Annotated in this window: 18 protein-coding genes; 11 read left to right on the forward strand and 7 right to left on the reverse strand. The window is 61.0% G+C overall.

The genetic code is table 11. The features are described 5' to 3' along the window. The first annotated feature begins 4 nt into the window (after positions 1-4). From GRF63_RS00345 to GRF63_RS00385, 9 genes are all read left to right on the forward strand, one after another. On the forward strand, positions 5-583 hold the full coding sequence (locus tag GRF63_RS00345) for a Maf family protein (RefSeq protein WP_160484043.1): 579 nt from the start codon (positions 5-7) through the stop codon (positions 581-583). Beyond that, a complete protein-coding gene (gene aroE, locus GRF63_RS00350) occupies positions 580-1,449 on the forward strand; it encodes a shikimate dehydrogenase (protein WP_160484044.1) in 870 nt (289 codons plus the stop codon). The genes GRF63_RS00345 and aroE overlap by 4 nt, the downstream gene beginning before the upstream one ends. Positions 1,450-1,493: 44 nt before the next feature. Next, positions 1,494-2,054 carry a dephospho-CoA kinase gene (coaE, locus tag GRF63_RS00355; RefSeq protein ID WP_202131584.1) on the forward strand — a complete coding sequence of 187 codons (561 nt, stop codon included), beginning with the start codon at positions 1,494-1,496 and terminating at the stop codon, positions 2,052-2,054. Positions 2,055-2,078: 24 nt separating this feature from the next. Beyond that, complete coding sequence (gene dnaQ / locus GRF63_RS00360) at positions 2,079-2,765, forward strand: DNA polymerase III subunit epsilon (RefSeq protein ID WP_160484046.1); 687 nt, start codon at positions 2,079-2,081, stop codon at positions 2,763-2,765. Between the two features lie 56 nt (positions 2,766-2,821). Then, positions 2,822-3,391 (forward strand): ribosome hibernation-promoting factor, HPF/YfiA family, encoded by a 570-nt coding sequence (gene hpf, locus GRF63_RS00365; RefSeq protein WP_160484047.1) that lies wholly within the window; start codon positions 2,822-2,824, stop codon positions 3,389-3,391. A gap of 116 nt (positions 3,392-3,507) precedes the next feature. Then, positions 3,508-3,969 (forward strand): PTS sugar transporter subunit IIA, encoded by a 462-nt coding sequence (locus GRF63_RS00370; protein ID WP_160484048.1) that lies wholly within the window; start codon positions 3,508-3,510, stop codon positions 3,967-3,969. Continuing rightward, entirely contained in the window at positions 3,944-4,453 is a 510-nt protein-coding gene (locus GRF63_RS00375) for a PaaI family thioesterase (protein WP_160484049.1), read from the forward strand. Before GRF63_RS00370 ends, GRF63_RS00375 begins: the two co-directional genes overlap by 26 nt. Further along, positions 4,443-4,787 carry a DUF1491 family protein gene (locus GRF63_RS00380; protein WP_160484050.1) on the forward strand — a complete coding sequence of 115 codons (345 nt, stop codon included), beginning with the start codon at positions 4,443-4,445 and terminating at the stop codon, positions 4,785-4,787. The genes GRF63_RS00375 and GRF63_RS00380 overlap by 11 nt, the downstream gene beginning before the upstream one ends. 404 nt (positions 4,788-5,191) lie before the next feature. Continuing rightward, a complete protein-coding gene (locus GRF63_RS00385) occupies positions 5,192-5,683 on the forward strand; it encodes a cell wall hydrolase (protein ID WP_237392318.1) in 492 nt (163 codons plus the stop codon). Positions 5,684-5,725: 42 nt separating this feature from the next. Here the strand turns inward: GRF63_RS00385 and xth are convergent, their stop codons facing one another. From xth to GRF63_RS00400, 3 genes are read right to left on the reverse strand one after another with little or no spacing between them, the layout of a single operon-like run. Next, a complete protein-coding gene (gene xth, locus GRF63_RS00390; protein WP_160484052.1) occupies positions 5,726-6,511 on the reverse strand; it encodes an exodeoxyribonuclease III in 786 nt (261 codons plus the stop codon). A 10-nt stretch (positions 6,512-6,521) separates the two neighbouring features. After that, a complete protein-coding gene (gene erpA / locus GRF63_RS00395) occupies positions 6,522-6,851 on the reverse strand; it encodes an iron-sulfur cluster insertion protein ErpA (protein ID WP_160484053.1) in 330 nt (109 codons plus the stop codon). Between the two features lie 57 nt (positions 6,852-6,908). Next, positions 6,909-7,337, reverse strand: a complete 429-nt coding sequence (locus tag GRF63_RS00400) for a CBS domain-containing protein (protein WP_160484054.1) — start codon at positions 7,335-7,337, stop codon at positions 6,909-6,911. A gap of 128 nt (positions 7,338-7,465) precedes the next feature. Here GRF63_RS00400 and GRF63_RS00405 point away from each other — a divergent pair, with 128 nt between their 5' ends. After that, positions 7,466-7,810, forward strand: a complete 345-nt coding sequence (locus tag GRF63_RS00405) for a DUF2975 domain-containing protein (protein WP_160484055.1) — start codon at positions 7,466-7,468, stop codon at positions 7,808-7,810. Here the strand turns inward: GRF63_RS00405 and GRF63_RS00410 are convergent. From GRF63_RS00410 to GRF63_RS00425, 4 genes are read right to left on the reverse strand one after another with little or no spacing between them, the layout of a single operon-like run. Further along, positions 7,807-8,178, reverse strand: a complete 372-nt coding sequence (locus GRF63_RS00410; protein ID WP_160485307.1) for a (2Fe-2S) ferredoxin domain-containing protein — start codon at positions 8,176-8,178, stop codon at positions 7,807-7,809. The genes GRF63_RS00405 and GRF63_RS00410 overlap by 4 nt on opposite strands. 8 nt (positions 8,179-8,186) lie before the next feature. Beyond that, positions 8,187-8,774, reverse strand: a complete 588-nt coding sequence (locus GRF63_RS00415; protein WP_160484056.1) for a DUF2497 domain-containing protein — start codon at positions 8,772-8,774, stop codon at positions 8,187-8,189. Next, positions 8,775-10,298 carry a TolC family outer membrane protein gene (locus tag GRF63_RS00420; protein WP_160484057.1) on the reverse strand — a complete coding sequence of 508 codons (1,524 nt, stop codon included), beginning with the start codon at positions 10,296-10,298 and terminating at the stop codon, positions 8,775-8,777. Between the two features lie 2 nt (positions 10,299-10,300). Then, positions 10,301-10,918 carry a protein-L-isoaspartate O-methyltransferase family protein gene (locus tag GRF63_RS00425; protein ID WP_337189587.1) on the reverse strand — a complete coding sequence of 206 codons (618 nt, stop codon included), beginning with the start codon at positions 10,916-10,918 and terminating at the stop codon, positions 10,301-10,303. Positions 10,919-11,103: 185 nt separating this feature from the next. On the opposite strand from GRF63_RS00425, the gene GRF63_RS00430 reads away from it, so the two are divergent. After that, on the forward strand, positions 11,104-12,630 hold the full coding sequence (locus GRF63_RS00430) for a fumarate hydratase (protein WP_160484058.1): 1,527 nt from the start codon (positions 11,104-11,106) through the stop codon (positions 12,628-12,630). The last annotated feature ends 63 nt before the right edge of the window (positions 12,631-12,693 follow it).

Consider the following 12,693-nt stretch of genomic DNA (forward strand, 5'->3'; position numbering starts at 1 on the left):
CGCTATGATCGTTCTGGCGTCGAAATCAGCTTCGCGCCGCGCCATGCTGGAGGCCGCAGGCGTAAATTTTGAAGCGCGGCCAGCCGATGTGGACGAGCGCGCCCTGGAATCCGCCATGGAAGGCGCGCCGCCTGAAGAGGTGGCGCTGAAGCTGGCGGAGGCGAAGGCTCTCGCCGTGCGCGAGAATACGTGGCCCGTACTGGGCAGCGATTCCCTCGTCGTGGTGGATGGCCAGCGTTTTGACAAGCCTGCCAGTCGTGAAGAGGCCGCCGCTCATCTGCGCGCCTTTTCCGGCCGCACCATGCAGCTTCATTCTGCCGCCGCATTCGCGAAAGGCGGCAAGATCGTGTGGCGTCATGCCGCAAGGGCCGATTTGACAGTCCGCGATCTGTCGGAAGCTTTTATCGAAAGCTATCTTGGCCACGAATGGCCCGAAGTCGGCTATTGCGTTGGCGTGTTTCGTATAGAGGCGCGCGGCCCGCAGCTCTTCACCAGCATCGAGGGCGATCAGTTCACTGTTCTTGGCATGCCCCTGCTGCCGGTGCTGGAAGCGCTGCGAGAACTGGGGGAGCTGCCGCGATGACGCTTCATGCCGGCGATTATGCCGAGGTGATCGGCGATCCGATATCACAGTCCAAATCCCCCTCCATCCACCGCTACTGGCTGCAACAGCTTGGACGAGTTGCGGACTACAAGGCCTGCCCGGTCTCGGCAGACGATCTGGCGGACTATATCGCTGAGCGACGGCAGGATGCGGATTGGGCGGGTTGCAACGTCACCATGCCGCATAAACAGGCCGTAATGCCCCTGGTGGACACGCTTGATGGGCAAGCCGAATCGATCGGCGCGGTGAACACTATCGTTCCTGATGGCGATGGAAACCTTACCGGTTTCAACACGGATGGTGCAGGCTTTCTTGAACCGCTACGCGCAGATATTGCCCAGCGCCACCTGTTCCGCATGGCGCGCGTGATGGGCACAGGCGGCGCGGCACGGGCCATCGTTCGGGCGCTGGCCGATGAAGGGTTCACCATCGTGCTGTCGGGGAGAGATCCGGAAAAAGCGCGCGCATTGCTGGATGAACTTGATCCGGGCCGGGAACATCATGTCGCCCCGCTCTCGCATTTTGCCCAGCCCACCGATTTCGAGTTTGATGATCGGGAGGGCTGCCTTGATCTGGTGGTGAATGCCAGCCCGCTGGGCATGCAGGGACAGCCGCCACTGGATTTCGATTTTAGCCACGTTCCGCCCGGCAGCATCATCTATGATATCGTCACCACGCCGATGGAAACGCCGTTCCTGCAGGCGGCGCGGGCTAAAGGCTTTCGCAATATTGATGGGCTATCCATGCTGATCGGGCAGGCCGCCGTCGCGTTTGAAAAATTTTTCGGCATCGCCCCGCCGCGAGAGGAAAACGATGTGGAACTGCGCAGGATGTTGACCCGGTGAGCACTACGAAACCCCTCATCATCGGACTGACCGGCTCCATCGCCATGGGCAAGAGCACCGTAGCGCAGATGTTCGAAGGCGCCGGCGTTCCCGTGTTCGATGCCGATGCCGAGGTGCGCCGGATGCAGGGGCCAGGCGGCGCGCTGCTGCCCGCTATCGAGGCGGCTTTTCCCGGCAGCACCGGACCCGAAGGCGTTCGGCGCGAGGAGCTGGGCAGCATCGTGTTCGGTGATGCGGATGCCCTCGCCCGGCTGGAAACGATCGTGCATCCCGCCGTGGGGGTGCGCAGAGAGCAATTCCTCGAAACCAATGCCGATGCACCGATGGTGGTTTTCGACATTCCGCTGCTGTTTGAAAAGGGCGCGGCGCAACTGGTGGATGTGGTGGTGGTGGTTTCCGCGCCTGCCGAGGTTCAGCGTGACAGGGTGATGGCGCGCAAGGGCATGACGGAGGAGAAATTCGAGCAGATTCTCGCCATCCAGATGCCCGATGCGGAAAAGCGCAGCCGCGCCGATCACGTGATCGATACCGGCACTCCGCTGGAAGAAACCCGCGCGCAGGTGGAGGCTCTGGTGGACAAGCTGAAAGCCGACTTGCACAAGTAAACCGGATCGCGCGATAGGGTGACCATGCGCGAGATCATATTCGATACAGAGACGACAGGCCTGGACCCCCGGACGGGTGACAGGATGGTGGAAATCGGCTGCATTGAGATGGTCAATCGCGTGGCGACAGGCCGCAGCTATCACGAATATTTCAACCCGGACCGGGATATGCCGGCAGAGGCGGAGAAGGTGCACGGTCTTTCCGCCACCTTCCTCTCCGACAAGCCGCGTTTTCGCGACAAGGTGGAATCGCTGCTGGAATTTATCGGCGATTCTCCGCTGGTGGCGCACAATGCGCAGTTCGATTTCGGCTTTCTGAATTTCGAACTGGAGCAGTGCGGCCTGGGCGAAATCGGCACTGACCGGATGATCGATACGCTGGTGCTGGCCCGCCGCCGCCATCCCGGCGCAAAGCATTCACTGGATGCGCTGTGCTCCAGATATGGCGTCGATCGCAGCCACCGTACCCTGCACGGGGCGCTGCTGGATGCCGAATTGCTGGCGCAGGTCTATGTCGAGCTGACCGGCGGCCGCCAGATCGGCCTGCAGCTTGCCGTGGACAACACATCCTCTGAAAGCTCTGCTCCGACGTTGTTCGTCCCGAAGACGGGGGAATATCGCGCGCCCAGGCCGCATACTGCAAGCGCCGCAGAAATCGCCCGGCACAAAGCATTTCTGGAATCATTGCAAACTCCCCTCTGGAACTCGTGATACAAACGTCCCACATGGGGTAGAGAAGCGAACGATAAGAAAAGGAGCATCGCCTCATGGATATTCGCGTGTCGGGACACCAGGTCGATACAGGAACTGCACTGCAGGAGCATGCATCGGACAGGCTTGAAACAATTGTCGAAAAGCATTTCAAGCGCGCGATTTCTTCATCTGTTACCTTCGGGAAGGCGCCCGCCAGCGGCTTTGCCGCCGATATCGTTCTGCATGTGAATCACGGACTTATCCTGAAAAGCCACGGACAGGCGCAGGATGCGCACCTGGCGTTCGATCAGGCTGCCGAGAAAATTGAAAAGCAGCTGCGCCGCTACAAGCGCCGCCTGAAGGACCGGCATGAGCAATCCGCCCATGCCGCGAAGGAGGAGGAGGCAGCTTACACCATCTTCGCCTCAGAAGAGCCTGCGACCGAGGAAGAGGCCGGCGAAGAATCGCCCCCCATCATCGCGGAAACCCGCATCGATGTGCCCGAAGTCAGCGTTTCGGACGCCGTTATGCTGCTGGATCTGCGGCATACGAATGCGCTGTTCTTCAAAAATGCTGGAACTTCGCGCCATAATATGGTGTATCGCCGCGAAGACGGTTCGATTGGATGGGTCGAACCGTCCTAATCGCCACCAGCGCATCAAGCAGACTGAGGCGGTATTTCCAGGAGGGGTGTTCGCACTGGCGTTGCGCCGCATGGCGTTGCGTATCTCCGACAGGATAATACGAGTTTTCTGAAGCTATGGAATCAATCTTCTTGATGAAACCCGAGTCGGTCTGCGTAACGCAGGCCGACGGTAAGGAAGATATCCTGCGCAGCCTCGGCGATCTGTTTGCCAATGCGTTCGAACTTGATGGCGGCCTGGTCCTCGAACAGCTTGAGGAGCGGGAGAAGCTGGGCAGCACCGGATTTGGCCGCGGCGTGGCCATGCCGCACGCGCGTATGCCTGGTATCAAGCGCCCGATTGCCGCGCTGATGAAACTGCATCGCCCCGTTGACTTCGCATCCGCAGATGGATTGCCGGTAGACCTTGTCTTCGGACTGCTTTCCCCCGCCAACAGCGGCGCCACACACCTGCATGCCCTCGCCGCAATTTCACGACTGGTGCGTGATGAGGGCGTACATGATGCCTTGTGCGATGCCCCCGATGCAGAGGCGCTTTACGGCGTGTTGACCAATGCGACGGACCGTGACGCTGCCTGATCCCGCCCGTTCGGCAGATGGCAGCGCGCAGGACGGCCATTTCCGTGCCCTGGAAAACCTATATTCCTGCGCCCCTGTAAACAAGCTGTTCGAATCGCAGCTGGAAATCATGGAAGCGGGCCGCGCGCGGATCACGTTTCAGACGCAGGAACGGTATTTCCATGCCGCCGGTGCCACCCACGGCACGCTGTATTTCAAGATGCTGGACGATGCCGCGTTCTATGCGGCCAATTCGCTGGTGTCGGATCGCTTCCTGCTCACCACCGGGTTCAACCTGCATTTCACCAAGCCCCTGCGCACGGGCCGCGTAATTGCCGAAGGCCGATGGATCAGCGGCAAGCGGCGCGTTTTCATCGCAGAGGCGCATTTGATGGACGAGGAAGGCGACGAGATCGGCCGCGGCACCGGCACCTTCATGCGATCCCACATCGCGCTGTCCGGCCTAGACGGGTATCGCCAGCCCGGCCCTTCCGATGACGGATGACCGTCTTCCCGCGCACCTGGAAGTAAGCGGTTTGATCCGCGCGGTAGAGGCCGCGGGCGGTTTCGGCATGGTGCTTTCCAAGGGAGAGCGGACGGCTGGAACACTGATGGTAGTGTGTTGTAATCGCGCAACTTTATCCCGCGCTTACGAGCGTATGCCGCAGCTGGATGGCACTCGAAAATGGACGCTTACCAAGCAGCAAGATACTGAAAACCCGATGGAATTTTCCGACTACTGCCGGCGACGCGGGCAGCAGGATCCGGATCTGTGGGTGGTTGAGCTGGACATCGAAAATGCAGAACGCTTCATCGATGTTGCAGTGCACAATAGTTGACTCTGATCCTTAATCGACTATCTGGCAGCCAACTTTCCGACAGCGTAGGTTGTTAGTCATCGCATTCCGGCGATGGTTTTCAGCGCGCAGACGGGGGGATGACCGGCAGGTCCGTTTGATGACGGACGCGGGCGACAGACGGTAAGATTACACCGCGTTCGCAAGCCTGCTCAGGTCTCTCACCGCCTTAAGTAACGGGATCAATGAAGTTCATTAGCAAGCGAGTTGGGGCAAGCGCCCTGGCTGCAATCTTTGTTGTCTCCAGCTTTGGCGCCTCTGGTAGTAACGCCGTCGCACAGGACAAGGCCCCGGCCCAGGCAGAGCAGACAGTGCTCGAATCGGACCAGACCCAAACAGCACCCGCCTTCGCAGTGCCCGCCGCCCAATCCGAAGTACGCTTCGTGATGAACGAGGTAGTGCAGGAACTGCCCGAAAAGGCTGAGGTTCCCGAATCCACCATCGAAACTCAGAGCGACGCAGTATCGCTGCGCGAACTCGTGGGCGATGTTGATACCAGCGGCGAATTGTCCCGCGAGATGATGTGCTTGGCCAAGGCCGTGTATTTCGAATCGCGCGGCGAATCGCTGGATGGTCAGCTGGCCGTTGCCCGCGTGATCGTGAATCGCGCTGAAAGTCAGCGCTTCCCCGATGATTACTGCTCGGTCGTGACCCAGCGCTCGCAATTCTCCTTCGTGCGCGGTGGCCGCATTCCGGATCCCAAGCGCGGTACACGCGCGTGGACGAAGGCCAAGGCCATCGCCCGCATCGCACATCGCGACATGTGGGACAGCCCTGCCCATGATGCCCTGTTCTTCCATGCAACGCATGTCCGCCCTCGCTGGGCCGGTCGGCTGACGGCACGCGCCACCATCGAGAACCACGTTTTCTACAAGTAAGGGCGCGCGCCGCTGCGGCCACGGCGCTGTGTCAGGCTGACGCTACTCGCGCAGATCTACCCAGACGGGCGTATGGTCGCTGGATTTCTCGCGCCCGCGATATTCCTTGTCGACACCGGCTGTGATCATGCGATCCGCAGCTTCGGGTGACAGCAGCAGGTGATCGATCCGAAAGCCGTGGTCTCGCTGCCACGCGCCGGCCTGGTAATCCCAGAAGGTCCACACGCCGCCGCGCGGATTCAGCGTGTCTATGGCGTCGGTCCAGCCATCGCCCAGCATGCGGGCGTAGGCATCGCGCGATTCGGGCTGCATCAGCGCATCATTCGCCATGGCCCGCACGGACCAGACGTCCTTGTCCTCGGGAATAACGTTGAAATCGCCCAGCACGACGGTCGGCTGCTCCAGCGCGGACAGTTCTGCCATGCGTGCGCGCAGCAGCTTCATCCACGCCAGCTTGTAATCGAACTTGGGGCCCGGCTGCGGATTGCCGTTGGGCAGATAGAGATTGCAGATGCGCACGCCGTTCACCTCTGCCTCCAGATAGCGAGACTGCTCTCCCTCGTCTTCCTTCGGTCCATCAATGCCCAGTCCGCGCTGTGTTTCTACAGGCGTCTGTCCATCGGCAAGGATGGCCACGCCGTTGAAGCTTTTCTGGCCGTGCCAGATGGCATGGTAACCGATGTCCTCGAACTCGGAAGCCGGGAAATTCTCGTCCTGGCTCTTGGTTTCCTGCAGGCAGGCGACGGCTGGCCGGGTTTCTTCCAGCCATTCTTTCAGGCGTGGCAGGCGGGCCTTGATGCCATTGATGTTGAAGCTGGCAATCCGCACGGGCGCGCGCTCAGATGCCGAAGGAGCTGCCGCAACCGCAACCGGCCGCAGCATTGGGGTTTTCCACTCGGAAGGCCGCACCGCCCAGCGATTCGACGTAATCCACGGTGCACCCGGCCACCAAATCCAGGCTGACGGGGTCTACCACCAGCTTCACACCGTCTGTTTCGCTCACGGCATCATCTGCCTCTGCCGCGTCATCCAGATCGAACTTGTACTGGAAGCCGGAACAGCCGCCCCCTTCCACCGAAAGACGCAGGATCGCGGGCTTGCCCTGTTTCTGGGCAATCATGCCAACGCGCGTGGCGGCGGCTTCGGTTAGGGTCAGAGAGCTGGTCATGCCACAGATGTAGTGCCCCTGCGCCCACTCCTCAAGGAAACTCCTGCGCCGCGGCCTTTATGCGGTGGTGATATATTCGCGCATTTGCTGCGCCTCCGCCTCGATCAGTTCCATCCGGTGCTTCACCAGATCGCCGATGGAAACGAAGCCGACCATCTTCGCGCCATCCACCACCGGCAAATGGCGAATGCGGCGGCGTGTCATCAGGGACAGGGCCTTCAGCACATCGGTGCTGGATTCAATCGTGATGGCAGGTGAAGTCATGACGTCGCCAACCGAGCGGGACAGAACATCGGCCCCGTCACGCGCAATGCAATAAAGCAGGTCACGTTCGGAGAAGATGCCTGCGATACCCTCCCCATCCATCACCGGCAGTGCGCCGATCTTCTTGTCTGCCAGCAATGTTGCCGCCAACTGGACACTGTCCTGCGGTGTGCAGGAAACGATCGTATGATCACGGTTGGCGATGATACTGGCGATGCTCATTCATGCTCTCCTTACGCGCTACTTTTATCCGAAGCCCGGCGTGATTGTGCCACGACAGGCCGAGTCTGGGCAAATCATGGCCCAATGGACCGTTGCAACCAAGCCTGTGCACGGGCATGGCACGGGATATGGCCAGTCCTTCACCCCTCGATGATCCTGAAAACGCCGCATTCGCATGGGCGCGATACCGGCGTCTGATGCGATTGATGATGGGCATAACGCTGGCCACCGTGGTGATTGCCATGGCCATCCTGTACAAGCAGGTGGAGGAGGTTTCGGCCCATTTCTTCATCGCCACGGCGCTGGGCATAGGGTTTTCGATGCTGCTGATGAGCGCGCTGATGGGGCTGGTGTTCCTGTCCAGCGGTACCGGGCATGACAACTCGGTAGAACACAATCTGGATGATCTGGACCCGGATGCGAAGCCGAAAGATCGCCGCAAGCTGGGCTGGAAAGAAGGCGCAGAGCGTTAAGCGTTCGGCGCGCGCAGCCGGAATTCTTCAACCGGTGCGCCGCCAATCAGGTGTTCCTGGATAATCCGTTCCAGCACATCTTCCGTGCAGGAATGATACCAGACCCCGTCTGGCCAGACGACGGCCACCGGCCCGGCCTCGCACACCTGCAGGCAATCGGCCTTGGTGCGCTGCACACCGCCCTTCCCGGCGATGCCTAGCTGCTTCATCCGCTTTTTCAGATATTTCCACGCACGTTCGCCAACCTCCCGGTTGCAGCACTTCGCCTTCTCGGCCATCGCGCAGATAAATATGTGACGTTCAATCGTCTCTCCGCCAATCTTGGCAAGAGCGCGCTCGGCCTTGGCAATATCCCGCTGAGTGCTCAGGGGAGTGCTCAGGGCTTTTTCCCGGCGATGCGGGCGATTTCCGCCTTTACCAGCCGTTCCACGATGTCCGGCAAATTGGCATCCAGCCACTGGGCCAGCATCGGGCGCATCATTTCGCGCACCATGCCTTCCAGCGATGTTTCGCCGGACCGCACGATCTGCGGCTTTGCTGGCGGATCGGCCAGCATGGCAAGCGCGGCAAGCGATTGGCGCATGGCATCGGCGGCGCGATCAGTGGTGAGTTGCTCTCCGAGCTCGTCGCTCTCGTCGAACATTTCGCTTTCGTATTCGCTTTCTTCTTCTGACTCGGCCACGTCACCAGTCTCAGGCTCGGTTTCGGCCTCGATCTCAAGTTCGCTCTCGTCCTCAGCTACTTCATCGCTGGCCCGTTCGGACTCGTCCTCGTTGAGGGCGGAGCCGACCTCGCCAAGATCGAGAATATCCTCGTCCTCGGTTTTTTGCGGCTCCTGTTTGGAGACAAGCCCCTCTCGCCGGCGCGCCTTGCTGGACCGCGCAGCTTCGCTGGCATCGCGAGCGATCACTCTCTTGATCGAATCGAGTATCTCTTCGACCGACGGTTCGCCTTCCTGCCGCATTCAGTCCCCCTGGAGATCCAGTTCTGGTGGTGCCGTATCCGCGTAATCGATGATTTCGGTATCGAATTGCTCGATCGGCGCGTTGCCTTCAATTTCCCCGTCGGGAGCCATGATGTCAACGGTGCGCGAACTGGTGGCCACGGGATCGGGATCGCGCTGCCAATCCCAGATAATGCCGCGAACACGGTCATAATTGTCGATGGGATCGTACAGCACGCCCTCATCGCCCAGCCCAAGATCGCGGGCCTCGGCCTTGCCCATCGCGGCCAGCAGGGAGAAGCCAGCGACATAGGCGTTGCGCCGCGCGGTGACGAGCTGCACCTGCGCGCGCAGCAATTCCTGCTGGGCATCCAGAATATCGAGAACGGCGCGGTTACCCACGGTGTTTTCCGCACGCACACCCTCCAGGCTAAGTGCTGCGGCATCGACGGCCGCCTGGCTGGATGCGATGATGGCGCCAGCGGCCCGCCAGCTGGAATAGGCGGCGCGGACCTGCGCGATAACATCGCGTTCTACAGCAATCACCTGCTCAAGCTGGGCCTGCGCCTGCGCGGTGGCCTGTCGCTGCTGTGCAGCAACGCGGCCACCCTGGAACAGCGGCAAGGTCATGCGGATGCCGGCGGTGGCGCTGGTGGCCGTCTGGTCTGCCGAAGCGCCGGGAACCGCGCCCAGCGTGCCGAGGAAATTCTGGTAGCCGCCATTGGTAAATGCGCTGAAAGTCGGCAGGCGGCCTGCGCCTGCAACCTCTATATCATAGCCCGCCGCCACGGCGCGTTCCTTTGCCGCAATCAGATCGGGATTGTTTTCAAGCGCCACATCCACCGCCATGTTGGGGCTGTTCGGTAGGCCGGGAAGCGGCGGTGGTGGCTGCAGATCGGTGGGCGCTTCGCCGACCAGAGCGATATAATTCTCCCGCGCGGAAAGAAGGTTGGCCTGCGCCGTGCGCAAGTCACCGCGCGCCAGCGCCAGCCGGCTTTCGGATTGCGCCACGTCGGTGCGGGTAAGATAGCCGATTTCGAAACGGTCGCTGGTGGCTTCCAGATTGGTGGCCAGCACGCTGACATTGTTGGCCGAAAGGCTGACCAGCGCCTCGTTCAAGATCACGTTCATATAGGCAGCAACGACCTGCGTGAAAATCGCGCTCTCGGTGCCGCGAAGGTCTGCCCGCCCTGCGTCCACGCGGTTTTCCGCCGCGAGGATGCCGTTCTTCACCGCGCCGCCCTGATACAGCGGGACGGAAAGATCCACGCCCACATTCAGCTGCCGATCCGGCGCGATGAAGCTGGTGGAGTTTTCTACCAGGAATTCAGAATAGGTCGTGGTGGTGTTGACCGAGGGCAATCCGCGCGACTTCTGGATCACCACGTTCTCATCCGTCGCGCGCTGCTGCGCCCGCGCGGTTTCCAGCGTGGGATTATCGAAATAGGCCTGCGTCAGCGCTTCCTTCAGCGTATCAGCCGAGGCAGGCGATGCAAGCAGGCCGACGCCCGCAAAAGCAGTAGCCAGCCGAAGGGCTGCACGCATGATCAGAAGCTCCAGCCTTTGGGCTTGTCGAATTCATGCAGCTGCGGGATGCCGATATCGAATACGGGCATCAGCGAAACGCCACCGCTGTCCTTGCGGCCCACGGCGATGCGGGTAACGCCGTTGCTGACCATGCCGGTAACGATGCGCGCACCATCGGCCAGACGCTTGGCCAAGGCAGCCGGAATTTCCTCAACCGCACCATCGATCAGCAGCAGGTTTGCGCCCTTGCCCTTCGTGCCTTTGCCAACGGCCTCTCCCGGAGAAATCACAGTAAGCGATGCCACCATCGGGCGCAGCAATTCGGCCAGATAGCCGGAGCCTGCATCAACCACGATGGCCGTTTCCTTGCCGGTGGGCGCCGCCTCTTCCAGCATCTTGCCCTGCACCAGCGGTGCTGGCAGCCAGGCACCGTTTTCCAGCCGGATTGCGCGGTCCACATAGGCCACGCCCTTGCTGGCGGCGGGCACGTGATCCTCTCGCGAAACCTGCGACATGCGGCGGATAACGGCAGGCGCGTTTACGCCACTGGTGCGCAATTGGCTGTCAATCATCGCGCGGCGTGCGGGATTGCTGGCAATATTGGCTGCTTCTGCAGAATCGAGCGGGTCGGAAATCACAGCGTCAAACTCTCGTGCTTGATGGACGAAAATGGCCTTAGGGGTTGGCGGGGCCACGGGCAATGCCCGCGTTGTCGCAATTCGTCACACCGATTTGAATATGCGCGACATTGGACATGAAACGCTTTTGACGACAAAGGGCGGCAAAGCCTATGGGCAACTCGACCAAAAGGAGTGCAGGAACGATGAGCGACATGATCACCATTCGGGAAGAGGACCTGATCGAAACGATCGCCGACGCGCTGCAATATATCTCCTACTACCACCCCATGGATTACATCCAGGCGCTGGGCGAAGCGTACAAGGCCGAGCAAGGCCCCGCGGCAAAGGATGCCATCGCCCAGATCCTCACCAACAGCCGCATGTGCGCAGAGGGGCACCGCCCGATCTGCCAAGACACCGGCATCGTGAACGTGTTCCTGAAATGGGGCCAGAACTGCCGCCTTGAATCGAGCAAGAGCATGCAGGACGTGGTCGATGAGGGTGTGCGCCGCGCTTATAACAACACCGATAACAAGTTGCGCGCATCCATCCTGGCCGATCCGGCGTTCACCCGCCGCAACACGCGCGACAACACGCCTTGCGTGCTATCGGTGGAAATGGTGCCCGGCGACACGGTGGAAATCGACGTCGCGGCCAAGGGCGGCGGCAGCGAGAACAAGTCCAAGTTCAAGATGATGAACCCCAGCGACAATATCGTTGACTGGGTGCTGGAACAGATCCCCTCCATGGGTGCTGGCTGGTGCCCGCCGGGCATGCTGGGCATCGGTATCGGCGGCACGGCGGAACATTGCGTAAAGCTGGCCAAGCAATCGCTGATGGACCCGATTGACATGGCGCAGCTGAAACAGCGCGGCGCACAGACCGATATCGAGCAGCTGCGAATCGACATTTTCGACGCGGTGAATGCGCAGGGCGTGGGTGCGCAGGGGCTTGGCGGCCTCTCCACCGTGCTTGACGTGAAAATCTACGACTGGCCTTGCCATGCAGCGGGCAAGCCTGTTGCCATGATCCCCAACTGCGCCGCCACCCGCCATGCGCACATCACGCTGGACGGCAGCGGCCCCACCTATCTTCCTAAGCCCGATCTGGACGCCTGGCCCGATGTGCATTGGGAACCCGATGCAGAGGCAAAGCGCGTCGATCTGGACAATCTCACGCCGGAGGAAGTGGCCAGCTGGAAGCATGGCGATCGCCTGCTGCTGAACGGTGCCATGCTGACAGGCCGCGATGCTGCGCACAAGAAGATCAAGGACATGCTGGACGCTGGCGAGGAGCTGCCCGTCAGCTTCAAGGGCCGCGCCATCTATTACGTTGGCCCGGTGGACCCGGTGATGGGCGAAGTCGTCGGCCCCGCAGGCCCCACCACGGCCACCCGCATGGACAAGTTTACCGAGATGATGCTGGATCAGGGCCTGCTGGCCATGATCGGCAAGGCGGAGCGCGGCGCGGACGCAGTAGAGGTCATCAGCCGCTTCAAGGTCGCCTATCTGATGGCGACGGGCGGTGCTGCCTATCTGGTGGCGCGCGCCATCAAGGAATCGAAAGTCGTCGCTTTCGAGGAGCTGGGCATGGAAGCCATTTACGAGTTCACGGTGAAGGATATGCCGGTAACCGTGGCCGTCGATGCGGAAGGCAACAACGTGCACACGCTGGCCCCGATGCACTGGCGCGAGAAGATTCGCAAAGAAAGCCTCCTGCCCACGGGATGAGGCTTCAACAGCATTCCTGATCGACCAAGAGCACATCGGTTTCGATGGAAACCGCTATGCGGT

The organism is Aurantiacibacter rhizosphaerae (assembly GCF_009807005.1).
Lineage (GTDB): Bacteria > Pseudomonadota > Alphaproteobacteria > Sphingomonadales > Sphingomonadaceae > Alteraurantiacibacter > Alteraurantiacibacter rhizosphaerae.

What these genes read in the sequence shown, in the direction of transcription:
- GRF63_RS00345 (WP_160484043.1), top strand. Translation starts at nt 5, where the DNA reads ATGATCGTTCTGGCGTCGAAATCAGCTTCGCGCCGCGCCATGCTGGAG.
- aroE (WP_160484044.1), top strand. Translation starts at nt 580, where the DNA reads ATGACGCTTCATGCCGGCGATTATGCCGAGGTGATCGGCGATCCGATA.
- coaE (WP_202131584.1), top strand. Translation starts at nt 1,494, where the DNA reads ATGGGCAAGAGCACCGTAGCGCAGATGTTCGAAGGCGCCGGCGTTCCC.
- dnaQ (WP_160484046.1), top strand. Translation starts at nt 2,079, where the DNA reads ATGCGCGAGATCATATTCGATACAGAGACGACAGGCCTGGACCCCCGG.
- hpf (WP_160484047.1), top strand. Translation starts at nt 2,822, where the DNA reads ATGGATATTCGCGTGTCGGGACACCAGGTCGATACAGGAACTGCACTG.
- GRF63_RS00370 (WP_160484048.1), top strand. Translation starts at nt 3,508, where the DNA reads ATGGAATCAATCTTCTTGATGAAACCCGAGTCGGTCTGCGTAACGCAG.
- GRF63_RS00375 (WP_160484049.1), top strand. Translation starts at nt 3,944, where the DNA reads ATGCGACGGACCGTGACGCTGCCTGATCCCGCCCGTTCGGCAGATGGC.
- GRF63_RS00380 (WP_160484050.1), top strand. Translation starts at nt 4,443, where the DNA reads ATGACGGATGACCGTCTTCCCGCGCACCTGGAAGTAAGCGGTTTGATC.
- GRF63_RS00385 (WP_237392318.1), top strand. Translation starts at nt 5,192, where the DNA reads ATGAACGAGGTAGTGCAGGAACTGCCCGAAAAGGCTGAGGTTCCCGAA.
- erpA (WP_160484053.1), bottom strand. Translation starts at nt 6,851, where the DNA reads ATGACCAGCTCTCTGACCCTAACCGAAGCCGCCGCCACGCGCGTTGGC.
- GRF63_RS00400 (WP_160484054.1), bottom strand. Translation starts at nt 7,337, where the DNA reads ATGAGCATCGCCAGTATCATCGCCAACCGTGATCATACGATCGTTTCC.
- GRF63_RS00405 (WP_160484055.1), top strand. Translation starts at nt 7,466, where the DNA reads ATGGCCAGTCCTTCACCCCTCGATGATCCTGAAAACGCCGCATTCGCA.
- GRF63_RS00415 (WP_160484056.1), bottom strand. Translation starts at nt 8,774, where the DNA reads ATGCGGCAGGAAGGCGAACCGTCGGTCGAAGAGATACTCGATTCGATC.
- GRF63_RS00420 (WP_160484057.1), bottom strand. Translation starts at nt 10,298, where the DNA reads ATGCGTGCAGCCCTTCGGCTGGCTACTGCTTTTGCGGGCGTCGGCCTG.
- GRF63_RS00430 (WP_160484058.1), top strand. Translation starts at nt 11,104, where the DNA reads ATGAGCGACATGATCACCATTCGGGAAGAGGACCTGATCGAAACGATC.